The organism is Acinetobacter haemolyticus (assembly GCF_900406815.1).
In the GTDB taxonomy this organism is placed as follows: Bacteria; Pseudomonadota; Gammaproteobacteria; order Pseudomonadales; family Moraxellaceae; genus Acinetobacter; species Acinetobacter haemolyticus_A.
In genome coordinates, this window is record NZ_OVCN01000009.1 from 37,050 (window position 1) to 64,034 (window position 26,985).

The 26,985-nt window shown below is 39.5% G+C and carries 28 protein-coding genes; 16 read left to right on the forward strand and 12 right to left on the reverse strand.

All coding sequences use genetic code 11. The features are described 5' to 3' along the window. Positions 1 to 45 precede the first annotated feature (45 nt). Positions 46 to 1,506: an aminoacyl-histidine dipeptidase gene (locus DK207_RS07710; RefSeq protein ID WP_109440683.1), complete on the forward strand. Its 1,461-nt coding sequence runs from the start codon at positions 46 to 48 to the stop codon at positions 1,504 to 1,506. Between the two features lie 40 nt (positions 1,507 to 1,546). On the opposite strand, the gene rtcA is transcribed toward DK207_RS07710, so the two are convergent. From rtcA to DK207_RS07725, 3 genes are all read right to left on the reverse strand, one after another. Continuing rightward, on the reverse strand, positions 1,547 to 2,593 hold the full coding sequence (gene rtcA, locus DK207_RS07715) for an RNA 3'-terminal phosphate cyclase (protein ID WP_109440684.1): 1,047 nt from the start codon (positions 2,591 to 2,593) through the stop codon (positions 1,547 to 1,549). Between the two features lie 183 nt (positions 2,594 to 2,776). After that, positions 2,777 to 4,048 (reverse strand): RtcB family protein, encoded by a 1,272-nt coding sequence (locus DK207_RS07720; RefSeq protein ID WP_109440685.1) that lies wholly within the window; start codon positions 4,046 to 4,048, stop codon positions 2,777 to 2,779. A 257-nt stretch (positions 4,049 to 4,305) separates the two neighbouring features. Further along, complete coding sequence (locus DK207_RS07725; protein WP_109440686.1) at positions 4,306 to 5,271, reverse strand: ribonuclease Z; 966 nt, start codon at positions 5,269 to 5,271, stop codon at positions 4,306 to 4,308. A 67-nt stretch (positions 5,272 to 5,338) separates the two neighbouring features. Between DK207_RS07725 and rtcR the strand changes: the two genes are divergently transcribed. The 3 genes from rtcR to DK207_RS07740 all read left to right on the forward strand — a co-directional run bounded on the left by rtcR (position 5,339) and on the right by DK207_RS07740 (position 8,557). Next, the gene (gene rtcR / locus DK207_RS07730; RefSeq protein WP_109440687.1) at positions 5,339 to 6,940 is read left to right on the forward strand and encodes an RNA repair transcriptional activator RtcR; all 1,602 of its coding nucleotides are present in this window, start codon (positions 5,339 to 5,341) and stop codon (positions 6,938 to 6,940) included. A gap of 67 nt (positions 6,941 to 7,007) precedes the next feature. Continuing rightward, on the forward strand, positions 7,008 to 7,328 hold the full coding sequence (locus DK207_RS07735) for a helix-turn-helix domain-containing protein (RefSeq protein WP_109440767.1): 321 nt from the start codon (positions 7,008 to 7,010) through the stop codon (positions 7,326 to 7,328). Further along, entirely contained in the window at positions 7,328 to 8,557 is a 1,230-nt protein-coding gene (locus DK207_RS07740; protein WP_109440688.1) for a type II toxin-antitoxin system HipA family toxin, read from the forward strand. The genes DK207_RS07735 and DK207_RS07740 overlap by 1 nt, the downstream gene beginning before the upstream one ends. A 3-nt stretch (positions 8,558 to 8,560) precedes the next feature. Here the strand turns inward: DK207_RS07740 and DK207_RS07745 are convergent, their stop codons facing one another. After that, the gene (locus DK207_RS07745) at positions 8,561 to 9,634 is read right to left on the reverse strand and encodes a DUF2157 domain-containing protein (protein ID WP_109440689.1); all 1,074 of its coding nucleotides are present in this window, start codon (positions 9,632 to 9,634) and stop codon (positions 8,561 to 8,563) included. A 93-nt stretch (positions 9,635 to 9,727) separates the two neighbouring features. Continuing rightward, positions 9,728 to 10,357: an alpha/beta hydrolase gene (locus tag DK207_RS07750; RefSeq protein ID WP_008941272.1), complete on the reverse strand. Its 630-nt coding sequence runs from the start codon at positions 10,355 to 10,357 to the stop codon at positions 9,728 to 9,730. Between the two features lie 125 nt (positions 10,358 to 10,482). Between DK207_RS07750 and yaaA the strand changes: the two genes are divergently transcribed. Genes yaaA through DK207_RS07765 form a run of 3 tightly spaced genes read left to right on the forward strand, consistent with a single transcriptional unit; the run spans position 10,483 to position 12,183 of the window. Further along, entirely contained in the window at positions 10,483 to 11,265 is a 783-nt protein-coding gene (gene yaaA / locus DK207_RS07755; RefSeq protein WP_075315674.1) for a peroxide stress protein YaaA, read from the forward strand. Positions 11,266 to 11,286: 21 nt separating this feature from the next. After that, positions 11,287 to 11,550 carry a hypothetical protein gene (locus DK207_RS07760; protein WP_075315673.1) on the forward strand — a complete coding sequence of 88 codons (264 nt, stop codon included), beginning with the start codon at positions 11,287 to 11,289 and terminating at the stop codon, positions 11,548 to 11,550. Positions 11,551 to 11,559: 9 nt separating this feature from the next. Then, on the forward strand, positions 11,560 to 12,183 hold the full coding sequence (locus DK207_RS07765; RefSeq protein WP_075315672.1) for a metal-dependent hydrolase: 624 nt from the start codon (positions 11,560 to 11,562) through the stop codon (positions 12,181 to 12,183). Positions 12,184 to 12,320: 137 nt separating this feature from the next. On the opposite strand, the gene DK207_RS07770 is transcribed toward DK207_RS07765, so the two are convergent. From DK207_RS07770 to DK207_RS07790, 5 genes are all read right to left on the reverse strand, one after another. Beyond that, positions 12,321 to 13,106: a thiazole synthase gene (locus DK207_RS07770; RefSeq protein ID WP_004653899.1), complete on the reverse strand. Its 786-nt coding sequence runs from the start codon at positions 13,104 to 13,106 to the stop codon at positions 12,321 to 12,323. A 23-nt stretch (positions 13,107 to 13,129) separates the two neighbouring features. Further along, positions 13,130 to 13,327 (reverse strand): sulfur carrier protein ThiS, encoded by a 198-nt coding sequence (gene thiS / locus DK207_RS07775; RefSeq protein ID WP_004653898.1) that lies wholly within the window; start codon positions 13,325 to 13,327, stop codon positions 13,130 to 13,132. 9 nt (positions 13,328 to 13,336) lie between these two features. Further along, entirely contained in the window at positions 13,337 to 13,702 is a 366-nt protein-coding gene (locus DK207_RS07780) for a DUF423 domain-containing protein (RefSeq protein WP_075315671.1), read from the reverse strand. 107 nt (positions 13,703 to 13,809) lie between these two features. Further along, positions 13,810 to 14,679, reverse strand: coding sequence for an RNA polymerase sigma factor RpoH (rpoH, locus tag DK207_RS07785; protein WP_004639325.1), 870 nt, complete (start codon positions 14,677 to 14,679; stop codon positions 13,810 to 13,812). A 146-nt stretch (positions 14,680 to 14,825) separates the two neighbouring features. Further along, positions 14,826 to 15,068: a sulfurtransferase TusA family protein gene (locus DK207_RS07790; RefSeq protein WP_004639324.1), complete on the reverse strand. Its 243-nt coding sequence runs from the start codon at positions 15,066 to 15,068 to the stop codon at positions 14,826 to 14,828. A 377-nt stretch (positions 15,069 to 15,445) separates the two neighbouring features. Here DK207_RS07790 and DK207_RS07795 point away from each other — a divergent pair, with 377 nt between their 5' ends. The 3 genes from DK207_RS07795 to fba all read left to right on the forward strand — a co-directional run bounded on the left by DK207_RS07795 (position 15,446) and on the right by fba (position 18,159). Continuing rightward, the gene (locus DK207_RS07795; protein WP_000126912.1) at positions 15,446 to 15,658 is read left to right on the forward strand and encodes a cold-shock protein; all 213 of its coding nucleotides are present in this window, start codon (positions 15,446 to 15,448) and stop codon (positions 15,656 to 15,658) included. 101 nt (positions 15,659 to 15,759) lie between these two features. Further along, positions 15,760 to 16,911: an ATP-dependent RNA helicase RhlB gene (rhlB, locus tag DK207_RS07800; RefSeq protein WP_004639323.1), complete on the forward strand. Its 1,152-nt coding sequence runs from the start codon at positions 15,760 to 15,762 to the stop codon at positions 16,909 to 16,911. Between the two features lie 210 nt (positions 16,912 to 17,121). Continuing rightward, positions 17,122 to 18,159, forward strand: coding sequence for a class II fructose-bisphosphate aldolase (gene fba / locus DK207_RS07805; RefSeq protein ID WP_005080433.1), 1,038 nt, complete (start codon positions 17,122 to 17,124; stop codon positions 18,157 to 18,159). 47 nt (positions 18,160 to 18,206) lie between these two features. Here the strand turns inward: fba and DK207_RS07810 are convergent, their stop codons facing one another. Together DK207_RS07810 and DK207_RS07815 are read right to left on the reverse strand one after the other, a co-directional pair. Further along, complete coding sequence (locus tag DK207_RS07810) at positions 18,207 to 19,520, reverse strand: peptidylprolyl isomerase (RefSeq protein ID WP_109440690.1); 1,314 nt, start codon at positions 19,518 to 19,520, stop codon at positions 18,207 to 18,209. After that, positions 19,520 to 21,988 (reverse strand): LPS-assembly protein LptD, encoded by a 2,469-nt coding sequence (locus DK207_RS07815; RefSeq protein WP_109440691.1) that lies wholly within the window; start codon positions 21,986 to 21,988, stop codon positions 19,520 to 19,522. The genes DK207_RS07810 and DK207_RS07815 overlap by 1 nt, the downstream gene beginning before the upstream one ends. 118 nt (positions 21,989 to 22,106) lie before the next feature. Here DK207_RS07815 and DK207_RS07820 point away from each other — a divergent pair, with 118 nt between their 5' ends. The 6 genes from DK207_RS07820 to DK207_RS07845 all read left to right on the forward strand — a co-directional run bounded on the left by DK207_RS07820 (position 22,107) and on the right by DK207_RS07845 (position 26,971). After that, a complete protein-coding gene (locus tag DK207_RS07820) occupies positions 22,107 to 23,120 on the forward strand; it encodes an aminoglycoside phosphotransferase family protein (protein ID WP_109440692.1) in 1,014 nt (337 codons plus the stop codon). Then, the gene (gene murU, locus DK207_RS07825; RefSeq protein WP_109440693.1) at positions 23,120 to 23,809 is read left to right on the forward strand and encodes an N-acetylmuramate alpha-1-phosphate uridylyltransferase MurU; all 690 of its coding nucleotides are present in this window, start codon (positions 23,120 to 23,122) and stop codon (positions 23,807 to 23,809) included. The genes DK207_RS07820 and murU overlap by 1 nt, the downstream gene beginning before the upstream one ends. Positions 23,810 to 23,962: 153 nt before the next feature. Further along, a complete protein-coding gene (rsmG, locus tag DK207_RS07830; protein ID WP_109440694.1) occupies positions 23,963 to 24,598 on the forward strand; it encodes a 16S rRNA (guanine(527)-N(7))-methyltransferase RsmG in 636 nt (211 codons plus the stop codon). An 18-nt stretch (positions 24,599 to 24,616) separates the two neighbouring features. Next, a complete protein-coding gene (locus DK207_RS07835; RefSeq protein ID WP_004639316.1) occupies positions 24,617 to 25,399 on the forward strand; it encodes a ParA family protein in 783 nt (260 codons plus the stop codon). Then, positions 25,396 to 26,283, forward strand: coding sequence for a ParB/RepB/Spo0J family partition protein (locus tag DK207_RS07840; protein WP_004639315.1), 888 nt, complete (start codon positions 25,396 to 25,398; stop codon positions 26,281 to 26,283). The genes DK207_RS07835 and DK207_RS07840 overlap by 4 nt, the downstream gene beginning before the upstream one ends. Positions 26,284 to 26,341: 58 nt before the next feature. Further along, positions 26,342 to 26,971, forward strand: coding sequence for a MotA/TolQ/ExbB proton channel family protein (locus tag DK207_RS07845; protein WP_004639314.1), 630 nt, complete (start codon positions 26,342 to 26,344; stop codon positions 26,969 to 26,971). The last annotated feature ends 14 nt before the right edge of the window (positions 26,972 to 26,985 follow it).

A 26,985-nucleotide genomic window follows, 5' to 3' on the forward strand; every position in this document is an offset into this window, starting at 1 on the left:
TATGGTGTATATTTGTTTAAACGCTTTATTTGAGAGTATATGTGCATGATACAGGTCGATTTTTCTAAATTATCTCCCCAAGTGGTTTGGCGACATTTTGAGACTTTGTGCACGATTCCTCGACCATCAAAACATGAACAACAATTACGACAGCATCTCAAAGATTGGGCGGAACAGCGTAACCTAGAAACCTATGTCGATGACATTGGTAATCTGATTATTCGAAAAGCTGCCACAGCTGGTAAAGAACAAGTTGCAGGTGTGATTTTGCAAGGGCATCTGGATATGGTGACTCAGGCAAATCGTGGCACGCAACATGACTTTTTTAAAGATCCGATTCGACCAATATTAAAAGATGGCTGGTTGATTGCTGAAAATACCACGTTGGGTGCAGATAATGGTATCGGAGTTGCACTGGCGTTGGCGGTATTAGAATCAGATGATATTGCGCATGGGCCGATTGAAGTACTTTTGACGATTGATGAAGAAGCAGGAATGAGCGGTGCTCGTTTACTTAAGTCGGGTGTTTTAACAGGGCAATGGTTATTTAATATCGATACCGAAGAATGGGGCGAACTCTATCTTGGTTGCGCTGGAAGTATTGATATTGAAGTACAACAGCCACTTGAGTATGAAATTGCACCGAATGATTTAATCTATGTTGATCTACTTGTTTCTGGATTAAAAGGCGGTCACTCAGGCGTTGATATTCATTTAGGTCGTGGCAATGCTAATGTGATATTAGCTAATTTTTTAAATGATTTTTTAACACAATCAAATGGTCGGCTGGTTGAATTTGTCGGTGGAACAGCGCGCAATGCCATCCCGCGTGAAGCGGTAGCAACCATTGCAATTCAAGCAGAACAATTTCCCGAATTAGACAAAGCAGTTGCGGCGACACAAGCTAAATGGCAGCAAAAACTGCAGGGCATTGATGATCAATTACAAATCACCGTACAGCAAAACGTTAATCAGATAAATGAAGTTATTAGCTTGCAACAGCAAAATGATTGGTTGAAAGCATTGGCAGATTGTCCTTATGGTATTGCGAAATGGAGTACTGCTTTACCTGATGTGGTGGAAACATCGAATAATATTGGTGTGATTAAGCTGACCAAAGATGAAGCCAAAACTTTGATTATGGTTCGTTCGATGGTGAATCAAGATGCAGTAGCCTTTGCACATCATATTCAACAGTACTTTGCAAAGTTTAGCATTCAGTCCGAGCTAACACCCTTAGTCTCAGGTTGGACACCGAATCCAGATTCGGCTGCATTAAAGTGTCTACAACAAGCTTATCAATCCGCATTTGAAATTGAACCGAACTTGAAAGTGATTCATGCGGGCTTGGAGTGCGGTATTATCGCGGAACACTATCCTGACTTGCAGATGGTATCCTTTGGTCCAGATATTCAGGGCGCCCATGCACCGGGAGAACGGGTTAAAGTGGATACGGTAGAAAAATGCTGGAAGTTGTTGGTGACGGCGTTAGAATCTGTAAAATAAGTTTTCATAGTAAAGAAGCTCATGATTGAGCTAGTACATCTTAAACTTTAGCAGTGACTTGAAACAGATTTTTGTCCAGTTCGATAAATTCAATTTCACAATCAATAAATCTTTCAATCATGTGAGCCTGACTACGGGTATGTTCGCTAATAAATTGTGCCGTAAATTCTCCACCTTGACCTAATGCCAAAGGTAATAATAGCTGATCCGCCAAATATTCATCTGCAACCGCTTGAGAATCAATATATTGCTTCACTTGTTTAGCTAGATGATTGGCAATTTGTTCAGCACTTTTTCGCATTTCACCTAATGCGGTGAATAGCTGAACATGGTTCTCGTGCTCAACTTTGACATATACAGTATTTCCTTGACTGATACCATTTAAATGGAATTGCTGCTGAGTATTCAGTTTCAGTTTTTGATTTAACGTGGCCAATTCTCGTTGTGCGATTTGCGCTTCTTCTGAAAGATTTAATACGGCTGCAAAAGCATCAGTACTTTGCAAACTACCACGCTCTAGTAAACTTAGTTTGCTTTGATGTTGCCAAGGTTGAATCTTGATTTGAATTTCACCTGCACCAATCGGAAAGAAGCCTGCTTTATTTAACTTAAACTCGACCTCTATTCCAAGTTTTTCTAATGCTGGCAAAAAGCAATGCTCAATAAAATCTGCTGTTGGTGCAAGTGGGTTATGGGTAGCGCCAGAAATCGTGAGTTCACTGGCTTCGTTTTGCAATAACAATGCAGGCAATAGGGTTTGTAAAACCAGTGTTGTACTTCCTGCCGAACCAATCTGAAATTGGTATTTTCCGCTCTGCACATGCTGTGGTGCAAAGTATAGACGTTGGCTATGGAGTTCAGCACCTTCCACATAAGCTTGGCTGATGTGTTGAGATGCCTCGACACAGACCAAATGCTGACGCATTAAGCCCGGTTTTTTTCGTCCAGCACGAATATTGCTTAATTCAAATGCTTGACCTGTAATCATCGAAAGGGCAAGAGCGGTTCTTAAAATTTGTCCACCACCTTCACCCTGTGAACCATCAATTTGGATGGTTACTGGCGTGTTTGCCAAAGCTTTTTTCACTTCTATTTTCCTTATTTTCTAATTTAATGAATATACTGTCAGTATGAATAGCCATTTTTGATTTCACTAAAAATACCTTCTGCAGCACCAGCTAAAGTAATAGCTGGTACAAACGCATTTTCATATAAATGTTTTATTGCTCATTCAAATTGCACAATTCCTGTTTCAATTTGGTTGATTAAATCAACCTTTCACACAAACCACTTGCCGTAAGGTATACACTACTTCAACCAAATCCTTTTGTGCATTCATTACATCCTCAATCGGTTTATAAGCCGATGGAATTTCATCAATAACAGCAGCATCTTTACGGCATTCCACACCTTCAGTTTGTGCGATCTGATCTTCCACAGTGAATCGGCGTTTGGCTTCAGCACGACTCATCACACGACCTGCACCATGTGAACATGAACAGAAAGATTCCTGATTTCCAAGACCACGAACGATGAAAGACTTAGCACCCATTGAACCTGGAATAATTCCATATTGTCCAAGCTTGGCACTTACAGCACCTTTACGGGTTACCATCACTTCTTCGCCGTAATGTTCTTCCTTTTCCACGTAGTTATGATGACAGTTCACTGCTTCCAGTTTGGCATTAAATGGTTTTGGAATAATCGTTGCTAAAGCTTTAATCGCTGACTGCATCATGATTTCACGGTTTTTCATGGCAAAGCGTTGTGCCCAACCTACAGCAAACCAATAATCATCAAAATGCTCAGTTCCTTCGACTAAATATGCCAAATCTTTGTTCGGTAAATTAATAAAGTGTTTCTGCATATCTTTGCGTGCAAGCTCAATAAAATGATTGCCGATGGCATTACCCACACCACGAGAACCTGAGTGCAACATAATCCAAACATGATCATGTTCATCCAAACAGATTTCGACAAAGTGATTTCCTGTACCTAAAGTTCCTAACTGTTTTCGGTTGTTGGTATTCTTTAGACGAGGGTGCTTGGCACAGATCAATTCAAAGTCTGCCACTAAACCCGCCCAAGCTTGATCCACTATTTCAGGTGGGTTTTCCCAAGAACCACGATCTCGTCCACGACCTTTGGTCATCCCATGTGGGATTAAACGTTCAAGTTCAGTACGTAAAGCATGTAAATTATCAGGTAAATCCGATGCAGTTAAGCTAGTGCGAGTTGCCATCATTCCACATCCAATATCGACACCTACAGCAGCAGGGATAATCGCACCTTTGGTTGGAATTACACTTCCGATCGTTGCACCCAAACCAAAGTGCACGTCTGGCATCACTGCCATCCATTTATAAATAAACGGCATTTGTGCTGTTTGCAGCAATTGTTGTTTTGAGTTGTCATCAACAAGTACACCATTGGTCCACATTTTTACAGGCATGCTTTTTTCATTTTGTAGAACCTGATATGCACGTTGTTGCTGTTCTTGTTCAAATTGGGCTTGTTGGTTGATTTGTTCAACGACAGACATTTTCTTTTTCCTTTTAAAACCTGCCTGCCAAGCTTTTGCAGGAAGGTAAGTGAGATTCACAATATCCCAATGATGTTGTGTGCTATTACTATTGCAGTGAGTGTGCTAACTTTTTTAAATTTAATTTATTTATTAATAAAATATTGATAATTAATAATTTAATTAATTTTATCTAACTAGCCTGATAGGTGGAAGTGGGTTTTATATATAAAATATATATTTAATTAGATATGAAAATATCCTAAAAGATATTTAATCTATAGCGGTTTATCGATTTTTTTAAATTGACCCGTCTCATCTAAGCTAAATTGCTCAAAATCATCAGCTAAATAGAAATTGCCTTGATAATATTGACGGACTTCTTCAGCAATTGTTCGTTGCCCGGCATAGTCCTGATGGCGTGGGCTAAAATGAGTCAGGATAAGATTGTTTAGATCTTGCTGTTGAGCGAATTCGGCGACCATCTTTGCCGAACTATGCATGGGGCCTGAACCCACTTTATCTAAAATAGCTTGAGTGTAAGTGCTTTCATGAATTAACAGTTGAGCATCTTGGCATGCTGATGCAAGTAATTCGGGACAATCATTATCTCCACCCACAATGGCATGAACACGTTTAGTCTGTAACTGAATAAAATCAGTTGCTTTCAAAGTTTGCCCATTAAACTCGATGTCTAAGCCTTGCTGTAAATCACCCCAAACTTTACCTTTGGGAATACTGAGTTTAATTAAAGCCTGCGTATCTAATTTCTTTTGTGTGTGCTGCGCAATAATACTAAAGGCAAAACTGGGTACACGGTGACTTAGTGGATGAGCTTGGATCGAGAGTTCATCGGTCAACGGTAGTATCTGAATTGCTTCATTCACCTCAATAAAGTGAAGTGGATAAGGTAAATGTAGGTCGGTCAGTTGTGCTGTGATTTCAATCCATTGTTGAATCTCTTTGGGTGCGATAATCGTTAATGGAGTTGTTCGGGCATTCATACCTGCACTCGCTAATAAACCAACTAATCCGTAACAGTGATCACCGTGAACATGGGTAATGCAGATGGCAACTAGGCTTTGCAACGAAAGTTTGGCTTGTTGAATACGATGCTGTGTACCTTCACCCACATCAACTAAAATCCAGTCTTTATTCTTGCTATTACGTACTGCTAAGGCATAAACATTCCGTGCAAGGGTGGGCACACCAGAAGAGGTCCCTAGAAAAGTAAAATGAAGCATATTATTGGAATTTTTCATCGAATTGCGTATTGTATATGATAGACATGTATAAAATATTATAGAAATTATGCTCAATGCAAAGAAAACCGTCGTAATTGGTTTTGTAGGCTCTACTTTAGATCAAGGAAAGCGGCCTGATCGATGGCAACGCTGGCGTCCGACGCTAAGTCTTTTGATGCATGAAGATTTGATTGTGGATGAAGTGGTACTGTTGCATGATCGGCAACATCATAATTTAGTCAAATTTATTGCTGAAGATGCTCAACAGGTGTCACCATCGACCACAATCTCAGATCATAAAGTAAGTATTCGTGATCCTTGGGATTTTGCCGAGGTTTATGGTGCGCTATATGACTTTGTAAAAAGCTATTCTTTTGATACTGAAAAAAATAACTATCTTTTGCATATCACTACAGGCACACACGTTGCTCAAATCTGTTGGTACCTTCTGGTCGATGCCAATTACCTACCTGCCAAGCTGATTCAAAGTGCACCTAATCAGCAGAAAACACCAGAAGGTGAATATCGCATCATTGATCTGGACTTGTCTCGCTATGATGTGCTCAAGCAGCGTTTTGAAGATGAACAGCAACAAAACTGGCAACAGCTTAAAGCCAATATTTCAACTTATAACCACGAATTTAATCAACTGATCACCGAAGTTGAGTTAGTGGCAACACGTTCGAGTGCACCGATTTTGATTATGGGTGCCACAGGTGTCGGTAAATCACATTTAGCCAAACAAATCTTTCAGTTAAAGAAAAACAAGTTTCATCTGAGTGGCCGTTTTATTGATGTGAACTGTGCGACGTTACGTGGTGATAGTGCCATGTCGAGTTTGTTTGGACATATCAAGGGGGCATTTACAGGCGCGGCAGTTTCACGAACAGGGTTATTAAAAAGTGCCGATCAAGGCATTTTATTTCTAGATGAAATTGGCGAGCTTGGGCTAGATGAGCAAGCGATGTTGCTTAAAGCGCTCGAAGATAAATCATTTTTTCCTGTTGGAAGTGATAAGGAAGTTCAGGCAGATTTCCAATTAATTGCTGGGACAAATCGGGATTTGAGGACTGAGGTGCAAGCAGGTCGTTTCCGAGAGGATTTGTGGGCGCGACTGAATACATGGACTTTCTTTTTACCGAATCTCAAAGATCGAATTGAAGATATTGCCCCAAATATTGAGTTTGAATTACAACGTTTTGCAGCGAATCATCAACGTCAATTGCGTTTTCAACGTGATGCACTTGATGTGTATTTGAAATTTGCCAAGTCTAGAGAAGCATCATGGCAGGGAAATTTTCGTGATTTGACTGCCAGTGTGACACGGTTAGCAACATTATCCAGCGGTGAACTTATCCGTTTAGAGGCAGTTGAAAAAGAGATTCAGCGCTTAAAGCAGTTGTGGTCGATTCAAACTCCACAAAACCAATCTAAAGAAACGGATATTTTATGCAAATATTTAGATCAAACGCAGTTAAATGAGATCGATGAATTTGACCAGATTCAACTGCGTGGTGTGCTTCAAGTCTGTGAAAATGCCAAGTCGATGGCTGATGCTGGACGTCAGCTTTTTGCTGCTTCACGCCAGCAGCGCAATACAACCAATGACAGTGACCGAGTCAAAAAGTATTTGGCTCGGTTTGGCTTGAGTTGGCGTAATTTTCACTAATCATTCCGCGGAATTTAAATTTTTGTGCTATATTTAAGTTCATATATGAACTTTTAAGTTGAATAAAGTGTCAGATATAAGCTATAAAAATAAGTTTTATCCCCTTGATGGGCAATTATTTACCCAGCAACTGGCTACATTAATCAAGCAAAAAAGACTTGAGAAACGGCTACGTCAAAGTGATTTAGCTAAAGCAATTTCTACTTCACTATCAACAGTTAAGCGTATTGAAAAAGGTGATCTTTCAGTCGAATTTGGTATGGTTGTAAAAGCACTATGGTATTTGAATATTTTAACTGATTTACAAAAAAATCTTCCAGCAATAGAAAATAAAGAAAGCCAAAAAAGCCGAGTTCGTTTGGAACGAATAGATGAGGATGATTTTTAATGAAACAAACGATCTATTTATATATTCAGCTTCCTGATCAAACTGACTTTGTGACCCTTGGGCGTTTAACCGTTGAAAATGGTGTTGGGCAATTTGTTTATGCGCCGAGTTATCCGACAACTTGGGTGTTAGATGAGGTTCATTATCCTTGGCGAAAAGAACCTTATACGATCACTACCAATAATGGTATCCCAAATTTTGTCATGGATATTATGCCTGATGCGTGGGGGAAAGTAATTCTCAAACGAATTTATGCAAGAGAAAAAGATACACCTTGGTCGGACTTAGATTTTTTGATCAAAGCAAAAAATGCAGACCGTTTTGGGAATTTGTGTGTGGGTGAGATTAAAACAGTCACTCAAAAAGCAACTTTAGAAAATTTCCAGCACTTAGTTAAATTATCAGATTTTCTTGATTTTAGTGTTGCTATGCGAAAAGGCGAGGCAATTACACGAATCCAGTTGGCCATGGCACAAACGACTTCATTAGGAGGGGCTAGACCTAAAATTACTTTGGTTGATCAAGATAAGTTATACCTCGCTAAACCAAAAGATCGGGATGATTTGATTAATGTGCCGCAAGTTGAATTTGCCTGTTTAAGCTTTGCTGAAAAAAAGGGATTGGCTGTTGCTAAACATCAACTTATTCAAGTTTCTCAACAGAGTGAACAGAAAGATGTATTACTGTTAGAACGTTTTGACCGTATTTATGATTTACAAAGTCAAAAATTTAAACGCTTACCGATGTTAAGTGGTTTAACGTTACTGGATGCAGAATGGAATAGCACTAATCATCAACGCTGGTCATATCCACTTATGGCAAATGAAATGTATCGAAAAGGGATGTCACAACAGGATATACATGAATTATTTCGGCGAATGATTTTTAATATTTTGATTGGAAACGATGATGATCATCCTAAGAACCATGCTTTTATGTATCTAAATGGTCGTTGGCGAATTGCTCCATTGTTCGATATTGTGCCAAATCAGGAATATAAACCCCAAGGATTGAGTATGCAGATCGGTATTTATGGTACTCAAATGGGGCGAGAAAATGTATTAAGTATGGCAAATCAGTTCTTATTGAGTCCCGATCAAGCACAAATGATTTTAGATGAGATGATTGGGTGGGAAGCTGAGTTGATTCAGTATTATCGCGCTCAACTCGCACCTCATGATGCAGAAATTGTCATTTCTGCTATGGGCGTGAGTTATTTAAAAACTTAGATGTTATTTCGATTGTGGATCATCTTTTTTACGCTGCGATTGGCTAGATAAAAACTCCAAGTTCCAAAGTTTTTCAGCATGTCGACCAATCCACCAAAATGAAGCCGCCAATATGATAAAGAAGATTGCTTTATGCATACCAACCCAAAAGAACTCAAAATACTTGGTGTAGAGGTTAATAAATAAGAAGGTGATACCAAAACCACGTGATGTAGCATCATCATGTTTTAAGCCATAGACAATTGCTATGATGGCAATAAATGCGAAGAGAATACCCCAATGTAACAGCTCATATTGCTTGACGTTATACCAGCTACCCAAGTCACCATAATTGCCAAAGATCGAGAGAATCCATAAGGCAATAAATAGATAAAGCAGTCCCATGACATAAGTTGAATGGGCGAAGTCTTTAAAATGCGCATAGCGTTTAAATATCAGGCTTAAGCCAATCAAGGCACCGCCAAAAAAGACAAAGCGTAAAGGGAAGTTCATGCCTAGGTAATAGGCACCCCAACCCGACAGATAGCCTGTTTCTGTCCCAAACCATGAGCCGAGTGAAAGTAGAGAGAACACCCAGATCAGTTTAGAAGGAAACCAGAAGGCAAGTGCGGCATAAATAATGGTAGAAAGTAGGAATAACAAAGAGAAATGCCCACTACCAGTATCAATCGCTTGACCGAAATAGGCGACAGATGCTGCGGTAGAAAGCACCCCTGTGAAAATAATCGCTTCATTGCTAAATTGATGTAAGGGTTTGGTTTTACGTCGAAAATAGGCAAAGCTATAAAAGGCCGCCGCAACTGTAGCAAAAATCAGACAAGGAATGATTTTGGAATCGATAAAGATTTTTTCAATTAACTTCATCAAGTAATCATCAAGTGTGATGGCAGCTATTGCAATCACTGTGCAAATCATTGAAATCCAGAACGAATATTTTGCCATTCGTTCCCAGTCAAAAGACCGAATCGAAAAACTCTGATTTAATTTATTGGCCACATCAGGCGTAATCGTGCCTTGTTGTTGCCAGTGCTCAATGGTTTGCTTTAAAAAAAGTCCCTGTTTTTTATTTAATTTCATTATTAAAGAACCTAAATGCCTGTACATCTATACTGATATAACAGACATTGGGTTCAAAAGACGTATATTTTTCTTAGTAATTTGTTGTTAAGTCTACAGTTTTAAAAAACGACTAATGACTTGACGCAACTGTTTTAGATAACCTGTAAAGAAATGATTGGCACCCGGCAGAATCGTGATGGGATGTTTTTGTGGTTTTGCCCAAGCGATCATATCTGAGAGGAGGGTAATATCATCTTGCTCGCCGTGAACAAATAAAATATCACCATCAATTGCAGGGGTTTTATAATGACGTAACCCCACCACAGAACCTGTTGGTAGGCCGCAGAGCACTAATTGTTTTGGACGTAACTCTTCACTGAGTTGTGCTTGGCATTTAGCCAATACATGAGAACCGAAACTAAAGCCACCGGCATAAAAAGTTAAACCAGCATGCTTTGCACGGGCATATTCAATCACAGCCATAATATCATCAGTTTCGCCGTGACCTTGATCATGTGTACCTTCGCTACCCTGTAAACCACGGAAGCTAGGACGATAAACCACACATCCCATTTCATTAAAAATCTGAGCCAATAGGACAGGGACTTTATGATGAGGTGTTCCACCTTGTAAAGGATGTGGGTGGCAAACAACAGCAAAACCTGTGATTTCACCTTGGGGTTGATCTACAAACATTTCAATTTGACCAACAGGACCTTGGATGAATACTTGCTCAGACATAAGATACGCAATGGATAATGGAAGAATCTACTATTTTACCGATAATGAAGAATGAAAACACGAATTGGCATTAAAAATTATCAACTGTTATAGTTTCACCAAGTTAAATTTATTTTTGATTGATTATGCTTGCTTTAATTTCTCCAGCGAAAACACTTGATTACACAACAGCTCTGCCTACAGATACATATACACGGCCACGTTTATTAGAACAATCACAGCAGCTGATTGATGTATGTCGCAAGCTTTCTGCGAGTGAAATCGCATCTTTGATGACGGTTAGTGAGAAAATTGCCAATTTAAATGTAGAGCGTTTTCGCGACTGGAATGCAGATTTTGATTTTTCCAATGCGCGTCAAGCCTTGTTTGCATTTAAAGGTGATGTCTATACAGGGCTGGATGCATATCATTTAAAAGATCAAGATATTGATTTTGCTCAACAACATTTGCGAATGTTATCTGGCCTTTATGGTTTATTGCGTCCTTTGGATTTGATGATGCCGTATCGTTTAGAAATGGGTACTAAATTAAAGAATAGCCGTGGTCATAATTTATATGAGTTTTGGGGTAGCATTATCACTGATCAAATTAACCAAGATTTAGCTGAAATTGATGCAAAAGTATTGGTAAATTTAGCTTCTGACGAATATTATAAATCTGTGAATGAAAAGAAAATTAAGGCAGAAATTGTTAAGCCTGTATTCTTGGATCAGAAGAATGGAAAATATAAAGTCATTAGTTTCTATGCGAAAAAAGCGCGTGGTCTAATGGCAAGATACTTGATTGAAAATAAATTAAACCAAGTAGAACAATTAAAAGCATTTGATAGTGAAGGGTATTACTTTGATGCTGAAAGTTCATCGAATAAAGAGTTGGTCTTTAAGCGAGATGAACAGCACGCAGCTTAGATTTGCCCTAGGTAGGGTGGGATGTTAACCAAACAACATTTATTAAAACACGCGATATCGTCTGATCAAGTCCGAATCAAAGGGCATCTGACAGAACCTCGGAGTTATGGGGTGTATGCATTGCCTTTAGATACGGATGGTACTCGACGATTCAGATTTGGTAATCATCCTATGCGCCAACAGGAACTGAAACATGAGTTTGGTTCTTGTACCTTGTATCAGCTCTTTCTGGAGCGTAAAGATGCTGAATCCTTGGCAAAGTGGCTGAATAAAGCAATTCAATGAGGATGAGTAATGCAGCAGTATTTAACGCGACTAGAAAAATCATGGTTTGAACTGCATCAGTATTATCATTTTTCTGAACCACAGAAAGTTTTTAATAAGTTAATTGCTGTCTATAGTGAAAAGCAGCGGGCTTATCATACTGTTCAGCATTTGTATGAATGTTTGGTTTTGTTTGAATCGATTCGACCAGATTTAAATGATGCGAATGCAGTTGAGTTAGCACTCTGGTTTCATGATGCGGTTTATGATCCGCAAGCGAAAGATAACGAGTTGAAAAGTGCTGAGCTGTTTGAAAAGTATATGGCTCAGGACCTATCTGTTGAGATTATTGAAAAGATCAAGCGCTGGATTATTGCGACGCAAAAGCATGAATTAACGAACGAGTTGGATTTGCAGTTTTTATTAGATATCGATTTGGCGATTCTAGCTACTTCGCCAGCGCGTTTTGCGGAATATGAACAGCAGATCCAGCAGGAATATGCTTGGGTAGATTCAGATGTTTATTTGATTAAAAGAAAAGAAGTTCTAGCGCATTTTTATCAGACAGAATCACTGTATCAAACGGAATATTTTCAACAGAATTTTGAGCAAAGGGCGAAAGAGAATTTGAGGGAAATATTGGATGGAAAATAGTTCAAATATTCCTAAGTTCCCTAACACTAATGCTAGGTTAGCATTGGCAAAGCGATTGAACTTGCCTTATCACGATAATATGCAAGATTGGGAATATGAAGTTGCTGTAAAGGGCGAACTGTGTTCGCCCAAAAACTTTACTTAAAGAAATAGCCAGTTTCAGGCGAACTCGCATTCGCCATACGTTTACGAGGCATACGACCTGCTAAGAATGCTTCACGACCTGCTTCAACCGCTTTTTTCATTGCAGAAGCCATTAAAATTGGATTTTGCGCAGCCGCAATCGCCGTATTCATTAATACGCCGTCGCAACCGAGTTCCATTGCAATGGCTGCATCACTGGCTGTACCCACACCAGCATCCACCAACACAGGAACCTTAGCATTTTCTTTGATAATGGAAATGGTATGTGGATTTAAAATACCAAGGCCAGAGCCAATCAAACTACCCAAAGGCATGATTGCAACACAACCCATGCTTTCAAGTTCTTGGGCAACAATTGGGTCATCCGAGGTATAGACCATGATTTCAAAGCCATCATCAATCAAGGTCTGCGCAGCTTTCAGTGTTGCAGTCACATTTGGGTATAAAGTTTTTTCATCACCAAGTACTTCTAACTTCACCAAATTGTGACCATCAAGCAGTTCACGTGCCAGCATACAGGTACGAATCGCACTATCTGCATCAAAACAACCTGCCGTATTCGGCAGAATCGTGTATTTTTCTGGTGGAATCACTGAAAGCAAATTCGGCTGATCGGCATGTTGACCAATGTTTACACGACGAATTGCAACGGTGACAATTTCAGCGCCACTGGCTTGAATGGCTAAATCAGTTTCATTTAAATCTTTATATTTACCAGTTCCGACCAATAAACGAGATTGGAAAGTACGTGAACCAACAATTAAAGGGGAATCTTGCATGGGCTTACTCCATTTTTAGCCGATTAGCCGCCACCAACAGCTTGAATAATTTCAATACGATCTTCAGGAGCAATTGTTGTTTGCTCAAGTTTGCTTTTCGGAATAATCTGTTGGTTCTTCTCTACAGCAAAGCGTTTGCCTTCTAAGGCTAAATTCTGAATCAATTGCTGTAGGTTTTCACAAGACGTGTCTGTTGACTCGCCATTTAAATAGATGTGCATGATCAATCCTTATTTCGCATGCTTGATTGCTTGCCATGCGAGTAACAGCCAGCCCGCTATCATAAACACACCGCCAATCGGTGTAATCGCACCTAATATTCTAGGTAAGCCAAGCGCCATAATGTACAACGAACCACAGAAAAAGAGGATGCCAATTTGCATCAAAATAAACGGAATTTTTATAGGAAAACTTGTTGTGGTTTTATTTAGTACACTCAGAATTAATAAGCCGAGGGCGTGATAGAAAAAATATTGGGTTGCTGTGTCCCACCAAACGAGTTGCTCAGGTGATGCAAAAGATTTGAGTCCGTGTGCGCCAAACGCTCCAAGCATGACTGCAAGGGCAAGATTGATTGCAGAGATCGCTATCCACATAATGAAAATGGAACTAGAAATTTGATAAGCAACGTTAACATATTCGGGTGTTTAAACAAAGCCAGATACAACAAAAGGGCATGAAAGCCCTTGTGTTTGATTTAATCTTAACTCGCAGACATGGCGGTTTTGATTTTTTCCATTGCATTTTTTTCAAGCTGGCGAATACGTTCAGCAGAAACATTATATTCAGCAGCAAGTTCATGCAATGTAGATTTATCATCGTCTAACCAGCGACGCTGTAAAATATTACGAGAGCGATCATCTAATTGGTCCATCGCTTGATGTAATGCGGCCGTACTTTGTGCTTCATAATCTTCTTCTTCAGCTAGGCGTGCTGGATCATAACGATTATCTTCTAAGTAAAGGGCTGGCGCAGTATGAGGTGTGTCATCGTCATCATCGCCTTGTGCTTCGAAAGCAGCATCATAGGCGGTCAATCGACCTTCCATTTCAAGTACTTGTTCTGCCGTGACATTTAAATCATTCGCGATTGCTTGCGCTTCTTCTAAAGTCAGGCGTTTACTCGATTTTTTCAAACTACGTAAATTAAAGAACAATTTACGTTGTGCTTTGGTCGTCGCAATTTTGACAATACGCCAGTTACGAATGACATATTCGTGAATTTCGGCTTTAATCCAATGTACAGCAAATGAAACAAGGCGCACGCCCATATTGGGATCGAAGCGCTTAACTGCCTTCATGAGGCCTAAGTTGCCTTCTTGAATGAGATCACCTTGTGGTAATCCATAACCTGCATAACTTCTTGCAATATGTACAACAAAGCGTAGATGTGACATCACCAATAATTTGGCGGCATCAAGATCTTGGTCATAATAATAACGTTCAGCAAGTTCTTTTTCTTGCTCGGCCGTTAAAATTGGAATTTGATTGACAGTGCTGATATATGCACCGAGGTTTACACCAGGCGCAGACAATGACAGGGGCATCAATTGATTGCTGCTGTCAGTAGTCATGGAGTCTCCTTATAGGATGATATTTGAGTCAACAATTTCATCTTAATGCGAATGTTCTTCATCACTAAGGAAATTTGAGTATAGAAATGTAAATTTATCTTTACGAGTAACCAAGAGTTTAACAAAGAATAGCAGTTCCACAAGACCTAGATGGATTCAATCAGATAGTGAAACTCATTTTCTGAGATTTTTTTTGTTTGGCATTGCAGATTCTGAATTTGGCAATATCGTGTTACATCAATTTCACTGTGTGGATCAGAAGACTTTAACAGGTAGGTTTTTTTACCTGTTGCTTTTTTTAGTGCTCGTTTCAACATAAGTAATGGCATCGGGCAAGGTTGCCCTAAGGCGTCGATAACTTCAGCTGAATGAGTGGGTGAGATAGTCATAAAGGTTGAATATAGCTTATATCAGAATTTATCTCATTTGATTTTATATACGTAAAGGAAGTTCAACAAGTTATTTTTGGAGAACCGTGTTTCTGTAAAATAAACTAAATGATGAGTATAAACAGATAGAAGCATGGGAAATAACTTAAAATAAGTCTATTAATTGTCATAAACCCATGTTAAGCTCGATGCGTTTTAGGAAGTGTTTCATTTCGTTTTATCGTAAAAAACCCTATAACAAATGGATGTAACCGGAAATTGTTGATAGTTTTACAGAATGATTACAAGCTTTAAAATTATAAGATTTTAAAACCTTGTTGGCTCTGCTGTTTGCAACACCGGAAGGTCCTTATCTTTCAATATCTGAGGATTGACTTATGACAGCTCGTGAACAAGGCGTAGTAAAGTGGTTTAATGACACTAAAGGCTTTGGTTTTATTCAACGCAATGGCGGTGATGACGTTTTCGTTCATTTCCGTGCAATTGTTGGTGATGGTCACCGTTCTTTACGTGACGGTCAGCGTGTAGAATTTAGCGTAGTTCAAGGACAAAAAGGTTTCCAAGCTGAAAACGTTCAGCCGTTAGACTAATTTGTTGCTTTAACGCGATATAAAAACGCTCCAATGTTATTTGGGGCGTTTTTGTTTATAATAACGACTTTATTTTGGTCATTGATGGTTTGAGAGCATATATGACGTCTGGTTTTGAAACCTTAAAATTACATCCGCAGTTGAAAAAGGCGATTGATGCTTTGGGTTTTACTCAAATGACTCCAATTCAGCAAAAGGTTTTAAAATATACGCTAGCAGGGCATGATGCGATTGGTCGCGCACAAACAGGGACTGGTAAAACGGCTGCCTTTCTGATTAGTGTGATCAATGATTTGTTAAATAATCCGATTCAAGAACAACGCTTTCGTGGTGAGCCACGTGCTCTAATCTTGGCGCCTACTCGTGAGTTGGCTTTACAAATTGAAAGTGATGCAAAGTCGCTGACAAAGTTTTCTAACTTGCACCTTGTAACGTTGTTGGGTGGGGTTGACTTCGATAAACAGAAGAAAATGTTAGATCGAAACTTTGTTGATATTATTGTTGCGACCCCTGGACGCTTAATTGATTTTGTTGAGCAGAAAGAAGTGTGGCTGGATCGCATCGAGTTTTTAGTTATTGATGAAGCTGATCGATTATTGGATATGGGCTTTATTCCTTCGGTAAAGCGTATTGTTCGTTATTCTCCATCCAAAGAGCAACGTCAAACTTTAATGTTTTCTGCAACATTTAGCTATGATGTGCTGAATTTAGCTCGTCAATGGTTGTTTGAGCCTGTTACTGTTGAAATTGAACCTGAGCAAAAAACGAATGTTGACGTTGAGCAGCGTGTATATGTTGTTGCAAAAGAAGACAAGTATAAATTGTTGCAGGATATTCTACGTGATGAGCCGATTGATAAAGTCATGATTTTTGCGAATCGTCGAGATCAGGTTCGTCGTTTATACGATCATTTGAAACGTGATGGTTACAAAGTTGGAATGTTATCTGGTGAAATTGCACAAGATAAGCGTTTGAAAATGCTGGATCAATTTAAGCAAGGCAAACACAACATCATGATTGCTACAGATGTAGCTGGACGTGGTATTCATGTTGATGGCGTCTCACATGTTGTGAATTTTACGCTGCCAGAACAATCTGATGATTATGTGCATCGTATTGGTCGTACAGGTCGTGCAGGAGCTCAAGGGGTGAGCATTAGTTTCCTGTCTGAAGACGATGCGTTTTACTTACCTGAAATTGAAAAAGCAATTGGTAAAAAATTACCGCTTACACGCCTTGAAGGATACTGTTAAGGATTGAATTGGTTCTTTTTAGTATTTGATGCCTAAGCACGAAATAATTAGAGGCTAAATCATTATTGGATTTAGCCTTTTTTATTGTTAAATGTGTTGTGATACGCAAATTACACAAAAGATTCAGGTTTTTTTTTCAAATCCTGTGATTAGTTGCTGAATTGAAATAAATCAACATGTAGAATATGGCGCATTACCTGGGAGGATATTATGGCTCTAATCTCGATGCGCCAGCTCTTGGATCACGCTGCAGAACACAACTACGGCGTACCAGCGTTTAACGTAAACAACTTAGAACAAATGCGCGCAATTATGCTAGCTGCAGATGCGACGAATTCACCTGTAATCGTACAAGCTTCGGCGGGTGCGCGTAAATATGCAGGTGCACCTTTTTTACGTCATCTTATTTTAGCTGCAATTGAAGAATGGCCACATATTCCAGTGGTAATGCATCAAGATCATGGTACTAGCCCTGATGTTTGTCAACGTTCAATTCAATTGGGTTTTAGCTCTGTGATGATGGACGGTTCATTGGGTGCTGATGGTAAGACACCTACATCATATGATTATAATGTTGATGTAACTCGTCGTGTTGTTGCTATGGCGCATGCATGTGGCGTTTCAGTTGAAGGTGAAATTGGTTGCTTAGGTAGCCTTGAAACTGGTTTGGCTGGCGAAGAAGATGGCGTGGGTGCAGAGGGTGTGCTTGATCATTCTCAATTGCTTACTTCGGTGGAAGAAGCGACCCAATTTGTTGCGGATACTAACGTTGATGCTTTAGCGATTGCAGTTGGTACTTCTCATGGAGCGTACAAGTTTACTCGTCCACCTACAGGCGATATCTTGGCGATTGATCGTATTAAAGAAATCCATGCTGCATTACCAAATACACATCTTGTAATGCATGGTTCAAGCTCAGTACCACAAGAGTGGTTGGCTGTAATTAACCAATATGGTGGCGATATTAAAGAGACTTATGGTGTGCCTGTAGATCAGCTTGTAGAAGCGATTAAACATGGCGTACGTAAGATTAACATTGATACCGATTTGCGTTTAGCTTCTACTGGTGCGATGCGTCGTATGATGGCTGAAAAACCAAGTGAATTTGATCCACGCAAATTCTTTGGTGAAACCGTTGAGGCAATGAAAGATATCTGTGTTGCTCGTTATGAAGCCTTTGGTACAGCAGGTAATGCAGATAAGATTCGCCCGATCTCTCTAGAGAAAATGGTTGATCGTTACAAATAATTTTGGTGCAAAAAATAGCGGCATTTGCCGCTATTTTTTTGGTTAAATTATTTTTGCGCTGCTTTTGAGTCCATATTTACATCTTTGATTTCAACGTAGGCATTAGCACGTAGTTCGCGAGTCCAACTATCTACTTCCGTTTCAAATTGACGCTCACCTAAGATTTGGCGTGCCATACGTTCTTGCGCTTCTTTGGTCATATCTTGTTGGCGTGTATCTGTTACTTCTAAAATATGCCAACCAAATTGACTTTGGAATGGTTCGCTGAGCTGGCCAACAGGTATTTCCTTCATTACTTTTTCAAACTCAGGCACCATTACACCAGCATTGACCCAGCCTAAGTTGCCGCCATCACGAGCAGAACCTGGATCATTCGAGAAGGTAGCTGCTAAAGTTGCGAAGTCTTCACCTGCTTTAATTCGGTTGTATAAGCTATCAATCATTTGTTTAGCGCGATCAGAGCTTACAACTTCAGATGTTTGGATCAAAATGTGACGTGTTTTATATTGTGGAACAAGTGCACGTTGATCATTCTGTTTACGTTCAAGTAATTTTAATACATGCGTTCCATCACGAACATTGACTAAGCCGGTGGTTTGTCCTACTTGCAGTGGAGTGACACGAGCAGCAAGTTCGGTTGGGATTTCAGATAAAGCACGGAAGCCCATATCTGCGCCATCAACTGTTACTGTTCCTGTTGATAATTTAGTGCTGATTGCCTTAGGATCGTTACTTGTAGCAAGAGATCGTCTGACTTCTTCTGCAACTTTTCGTACTTCATTATTGTCTGTACCAGAAATACGCATATGAAGAACATGAACTTGTGTTCCCAAAGCTGCTTGACCTTCAGGTGATTTTAGGAAGTTTTCAACATCGTGATCACTGATTTTAATACGTGACATCACTTGTTGTTGACGAAGACGACCAATTGCAAGGTCTTCTGCAATTCGGTTTCTTAGATTTTCATAAGTGCCTGGTGCAATAGCATCTAACTTTTGTTGAAATGCGGATAATGAATTACTACCTGATTGATTGGCGACTCTTAATACCGCCGCATTTAAGCTATTTTCATCAGGTTTGATGCCATAACGTTTTACTTGTTCTAATTGAGCTTGGCGAATAATCAGTTGATCCAAAACCTGCATTTGTAAGTATTGCTTTGGAGGGACAGTTTGATTTTGAGCCTTGAGTTGGTGTTCAGCCTCAGCAATTCCTTGTACTAAGTCGCTTTTAAGAATGACACTACTATCTACAATTGCGACAACCTCATCCGCAGGTTGAGCAAAGCTATGCATTGATGAAGAAATTAGGGCTGCTAGAACAGTGGCTCTAAAGATATGTTGAAAATGTTTTATCTTCATTAACGTTGTGTCCAAGATTGATTAGTTTTGTTGAAACCTAAAACTCTATTCTCAAGCAGAGAAGATAGTTTGGTATTTAAAGCGCCTAAACCTTTCAGCGTAACTTCGGCCATAACGGCATTCTTCTTACGTACATCAGGAGAGTTTGGATCATCCAGATCGTTATAGTAAGAGCGACCGTATACTGAAACAGCCCAGCAGCAAGATTCGTAATTGACGCCCAATAAATACTCACGCATGAGGTTATTGTCAAGGTCATACTGAGCATGACCCATAATACGCCAATTATCTTTTACGGGTTGTATAAAGGATGCAACAACTTGATCGTAGGCATTTTGTCGGTCTTTGATATCTTTGCGGTAAAAATAACCAACATTATAAAGATTGCCTTTATCGCCAGTATAATATGCTTGAAAATCACGTTGCGCATTATCGCCATTCGACATCCATGCAGAGTTGGCGCTAATGGTAAAGTTTTGATTAAGTTGGCTAGTCAAATTGACTACAGGCCCAGTACGTCGCTGTGTATCAAATTCATCAAGTTGTTCGTTGAGGCTGACTCGACGATCATTAAAATAATAACTTTGTCCGACGCTGGCTTTGATACGCTCTAAGCCTTCAGTATCTAAGAGGCTATAAGTTACACCTAGTGACAGGAAGTTATTGTCATCTAAACGGTCGTGTCCATAAAAGCGATATGGATTAAATAATTGATCGTAATTGATCGATGCTGTTGTGGAATCAAAGTTTGGATGATCATCCTGTTTTCGATATGGTGAATAAGCATAAAAAGCACGTGGAGAAATACTTTGTAAGTACTTACCATCTTTTTCAAAAGTTAAACCTGTAGCCAATGTAAATTGAGGTACCACAACTGATTTTTCTAAATCATTAGAACTACGATCTTGTTGAGAGTCTTGATCGTAGAATGTATTGATACTACGTACAGAAGCCTCTGGAATAACATAGAACCATGATGGAGTAATATGATTGTATCGTACAGCAAATTGATTGTAGATACGTGTACCACTTGATTCTAAGGCAGATCCATCATTGATGGATTTTTTGAAATACGCAGTATCATTATTAAATTCATACTGTAATCCTTGTGGGTTACCTGCGACATAATTTAATAAGAATTGAGGTAATCGTGCATAAGGTTTGTCTTTGTCATCGATTTCTTTATCAAGTGTTTGGAAATCTTCAACTTTTAATTGTGCTCTTAGACCAGGGATGCCATTTCGATAATTAAGCTCCCATGCTCGGCGCAAGTTTAAATCGGTTCTTGAGTTGGGGTTGTTATTAAAGTCAGAAAAATATTCTTTATCTGATGCGTAATTGTATTCTAGATTGGTAGACCACTGATCATCAATTCTCCAGTTATGGATAAAATGTAGATCGGAACGATTTTTGTTATTGTATTCTTTGTCATTTTGTATATATCCACCCCAAATTTGACCTGAACCAAAGTTTTCAGTCATGTAGCGATATTCAGCATCTAGCTTGGCACCACGGTTACTCATAAAGCTAGGTGTAAGCGTAAGATCATAATTAGGGGCTAGATTGAGATAAACGGGTACTGACAGTTGTGCGCCACCATCACTACTATAGCCAAAATTTGGACTGAGCATCCCTGTGGTGCGGCGATCATCGATTGGGAAGTTGAAATAAGGAACGGCAATCACGGGTACATTTTTGACATACAGCTTGGTGCCGCGAGTAACGCCGCGACCAGTATCTTGATTGAGTTCAATTTCTTTGGCTTGAATTTTCCAAGCCGGTTTTTGCTCTGGAGGACATGCTGTATAGCTTGCATCCTTTAAAACGAGTAGATTTTCGTTTTTCCGCAATATTTGATTGGCTTGCCCGTGCGCATGTTGTTGCTCAGCAATATAGAAGCTGTTATTTAAATCGCCTGTTTGGGTCTTTAGATTATAGTTAATTTGGTCACTTTGGGTGAGTAACCCAGATTGAGCAAGTTGAACTCGACCTTGAGCATTTGCATGAGTTTGTGTGGAGTCAATCGTGACTTGGTCAGCGCGAATGGTGCGGCCTTCTTGGTCAATTACCACATTGCCTTGTAAAATTGAATCACCGTTCGGGTTGTAGTGACCATAATCTGCTGTGATAACAGACGTGGTGCTGTTTGCATCAGCTGGCTTGGTTGCAGGATTAATTGGAGTAACCCATGTACCTTGACAGAAGGACGAACTCAAATGCTGATTATTACGCAGTTGAGCTTCTGGCGCGGTTTTATCTACATAATACTGTTGAAAAAAATGTTCGCCAGCATAACTTTCCTGATCTGGTTTTACTTGATTTTTTTCGGCGATAGCCTTGAGTTTAGCATTGTCTAGTGTAGAGACATGAGACGTGGTGGAAGCCGCGAAACCTGTTTGAATCGTGCCGCCACACAAGAGTGTCAAAATAGCTGTTGCTAAAGGATTAAATTTAAACTGATGTTTCATTGTCTCATTAACCAGTATGCTAATTCACAATTAATTATTGTCGCATCATAGAGAAAAAGTTGATAAGTGGCTACACTTAAGCTCTCAAAATCTCAGCTAGTTTTAGATTTTATTGCAAATGAATACACAACGTGAACAATTGATACAAACTTGGTTGCAAGCCACTCTACAATCTGATCAATTTGAGGTCAGCTTTTTAGCGGGGGATGCAAGCTTTCGTCGCTATGCGCGAATAAAGTTACAAAACAAAACATATATGCTTATGGATGCACCCCCTGAAAAAGAAGATTGTACGCCATTTGTGACAATTGATGAGTTTTTCGATCAGCATGGTGTACGCGTTCCTCATATCATTGCCAAGGATTTGGAAAATGGCTTTTTATTGTTGGAAGATTTTGGCGATGTAGTTCTATCGACGTTGCTCAATGATGCAACAGTGGATCAATATTATGCGCAGAGTTTTAAACAACTCATCGAATTGCAAAAGATTAATGGTCATGAGTTGTTGCCAGTTTATTCTTATGAAAAATTAATGACAGAAATGCGGTTGTTAACCGATTGGATGTTACCTTCGTTAAAAATTCAACCAACAGAGCAACAGCTTGAAACCATAGAACAAGCATTCGATTTTCTTGCAATTGAAGCTTTAAGTCAGCCGCAAGTGATTGTTCATCGTGATTTTCATAGTCGTAATTTGATGAAAATTGATAATGAACAAGAGCTGGGTGTCATTGATTTTCAAGATGCTGTAATTGGTGCAGATACTTATGATCTAATTTCAATTACACGTGATGCCTATGTTCAATGGAATGCGGCGCGCGTACACGAATGGTTTAATGTATTTTATAAGTTGTTGCCAGATGCAGCGAAAGTAAATCGCAGTTTTGAACAATTCAAGCGTGATGCTGATTTGATGGCGATTCAACGTCATTTAAAAATATTGGGCATCTTTGTGCGTTTATATGAGCGTGATGGTAAATCGGGCTATCTAAAGGATTTGCCACGGGTAATGTGGTATTTGCTTGAAGAAAGCCAAGGTTATGATGAGTTAAATGACTTTATGCATTTTATACGTGAAACGGTTATGCCAAAGTTCATATTGAAATATGGCGAATACGAGGTTGCTGCTTAATGAAAGCGATGATTCTGGCGGCTGGTCTAGGTAATCGTATGCGACCACTTACATTACATACACCAAAGCCGTTGCTTGAAGTGGGAGGGAAACCGCTCATTGTTTGGCATATTGAAAAATTACAGAAAGTCGGTGTAAAAGAGATTGTAATTAACACCGCTTGGCTGGGTGAAAAGCTTGTAGATGCTTTAGGTGATGGAACTCAATTCGGCGTAAATATTTTGTGGTCGCACGAGGGGGAAGGTTTAGAGACAGCGGGTGGTATTATTAATGCTTTACCTTTGCTTGGTGATCAACCATTCATTCTTGTAAATGGTGATGTTTGGACAACAATGGACTTCGCATCATTGCTGGATGTTAAATTAGGGACTAAACAGGCACATTTGGTTTTGGTTGATAATCCACCACAGCATTTAAAGGGTGATTTTATTCTGTCAAACAATATGGCCTATACTTTTGATCAAGAGCAATGTGGTGAAGCGCTAACATATAGTGGCGTTGCGGTGTTGGCACCTCAGATGTTTATCGGCTTAGAGAGTGGTAAGCGTCCATTGGCTCCATTATTGAAAGAAGCGATGTTAGAACAGCAGGTTTCAGCTGAAAAAATGCAAGGAATTTGGGTGGATGTCGGTACTCCTGAGCGTTTGCAGCAGTTAGATCAACAGATACAACAAGGTGCGTTTGCTTAGCGCTAATAGCAAACCCTATTAAAAAACTTAATAGTTTGTGCAGTTTATCGTGTTTGTTCATGTTTAACTGCATAATCGTTCAACAAGTCCTACTGTGTCTTGTGACAGAAATAGGTATACTGCACAGCAAATTTATCGAGATGTCGCACTGTTATGCATCCTTTTTTTCAAGAATTAAAGCAAGGAAGTCAAGCCTTAGGTTTAAGTCTAAGCGAAGAAGCCTTATCGCTCTTGTTGAAATATCAAGATGCTTTGGTGTTGTGGAATAAGGCATATAATTTAACAGCCATTCGTGAACCCAAAGAAATGTTGGTTAAACATTTATTAGATAGTTTGAGTATCTTAAATGATTTACCTGCTGGGCGTTTACTTGATGTTGGTACAGGTGGTGGCATGCCAGGCATGATCATTGCATTATGTCAACCAGAACGTGACTGTGTACTGCTAGATTCAAATGGGAAAAAAATTCGGTTTTTGAAGCAATTTATTGCAGATTTAAAGCTCAAAAATGTAATTGCAGTGCAAACACGAGTAGAAAGCGAACATAGTATATCTGAGCTCGGTCATTTCGATGTCATTACAAGCCGTGCCTTTGCATCTCTGACAGATTTTGTGAATGCTGCACAGCCTTATATGCATGATCAAAGCATTATTGCAGCGATGAAAGGTCTCATTCCTGAGGATGAGGTGGAGCAGATGAAGGATGAGTATTCTTGTAAAATCATTGAACTTCGTGTGCCAAGATTAGATGAGCAACGTCATTTACTGTTACTTCAACGTATTCAATAAAAAATATTAAGGGTAGTTATGGCTCAGATTATAGCAATTGCAAACCAAAAAGGTGGTGTAGGGAAAACCACGACAGCGGTAAATCTTGCTGCTTCTTTGGCGATCTTGAAAAAACGTGTCTTGTTAGTCGATATGGACTCCCAAGGGAATGCGACGATGGGGTCTGGCATTCAAAAAAATGATTTACTTTATACAGTGGCAGACGTGCTTTTAGGTGAGGTACCAATCGAGACTGCAATACAAAAAGCTGAAGTTGGTTACAAGGTCTTGGGAGCAAACCGTGAACTTGCTGGCGTTGAGCTTACTATTGCCGAACAGGATGGTCGTGAGTTTATTCTAAAAAACGCGCTGCAAGAAATTGATGCATCATTTGACTATATTATTGTGGATTGTGCTCCGAGTTTAAGTCTGATCACTGTGAATGCTTTAGCTGCCGTAAATGGTGTGATCATTCCAATGCAATGTGAATATTATGCTTTGGAAGGATTGGCTGACTTAACCCAAACAATTGATCGTATACAAAAAGCATTGAATCCAAACTTGGAAATTGTCGGTGTATTACGTACCATGTATGATGCTCGTAACGCGTTGACACGTGATGTATCTGCTGAATTAGACCAATATTTTGGCAAGAAGTTATACGAAACGGTTATCCCCCGAAATATTCGATTGGCTGAAGCACCTGCACATGGTTTGCCTGTCATTTATTTTGAGAAGAGCTCAAAAGGTGCGGTTGCCTATTTGAATTTGGCCGCGGAAATGTTGAAGAAAAGTAAAGTCAAAAAAGGAAGTGCTGTATGAGCATCAAAAAACGCGGATTGGCTAAAGGTCGTGGTTTAGATGCGCTATTAGGTTCAATTCAGAAAGAGAAATTGCAACTTGAAGCACAAGCCTTGGATCATGGTCAACTCAAGCAAATTGATGTGAACTTATTAAAACGTGGTGAATATCAGCCTCGTCGTTTTATTCAAGAACAAGACTTACAAGAGCTTGCATCATCAATTGAAAAGCATGGCGTGATGCAACCCATCGTTATTCGTCCTGTAGATGATGAACAGTTTCCATATGAAATTATTGCGGGTGAACGTCGTTGGCGTGCTGCACAGTTAGCAGGACTAACTGAAATTCCTGCAATTGTTCGTGAACTCAATGATCAGGTAGCGATTGCATTAGCATTAATTGAGAATATTCAACGCCAAGATTTAAATCCGATTGATCAGGCACTTGCATTACAACGTTTTCACGATGAATTTGGATTAAGTCATCAAGAAATTGCAGAGACAGTTGGTAAAGCTCGAACAACAGTAAGTAATCTGTTACGTCTATTAAGTTTGGCTGATCCAATTAAAGATTTCATGCAGCAAGGTCAAATCGATATGGGGCATGCACGTGCGATTTTGAGTTTAAAAGCAAAAGATCAAATGGACGTGGCAAAGATCGTTATTGAAAAGAGTTTATCGGTACGTCAAACTGAACAGTTAGTACGTGAGTGGAATGAACCAAAGCCTGAAAAGGAGAAAGTACAAGTTTCTCCAGATATTGAACAATTGACCCAAAAGCTGTCAGAGCGTTTTGGTGCAAATGTGAAAATTGATCATAATCAAAAAGGTAAAGGGAAAATGGTCATTCATTATCACTCATTGGATGAGTTGGATGGGATTTTAAATATTTGTTTACCTAACTGAACTTATAACATTGAGAAACCATCCTTTTATAATTTTTTAAATATTATTGGGGAATGATATGTGGGAACTTGTGAAAGCAGGCGGCTGGTTGATGCTGCCGCTTATTCTCTCATCAATTTTTACGGTTGCAATTATTATCGAGCGGTATATTCGTCTTAAACGCTCACAAGTTTTACCGCAAGCATTGTTGGTTAAAGGTGCCGATGTAGAGAATGTTGTATTGACTCTTGAACAGCCTGAAATAAATCATAGTGCTTTGGGACGAATTCTAAAGGCTGGATATGATCATCAAGATCAGGGAGAGCAGTTTGCTCGTGCTCAAATGGAAGCTACTGCTTCAGAAGAAATAACCCATCTTGAAAAAAACATAAATTTTTTAGGTACCTTAGGTGCAATTGCGCCACTACTAGGACTGCTGGGTACTGTTCTTGGGATTATTGAGGCGTTCTTGGTGGTTGATGTTGGGTCGGCTGGTAATGCAAGTATGATGATGCCAGGAATTTCTACGGCTCTGATTACTACAGCTGTGGGGATGTTGATTGCAATTCCAGCAATGATTGCTTACCGTTATTTTCAGCGAGTCGTTCATGAGTATGTGGCTGAGTTAGAACAGCAGTCAACATTGTTTCATGCAGCGCTTTTCCATAAAAAGACCCCACATGTTCAAGAACATCGTCGCGCCAGTTGAACGTAGGTGTGATG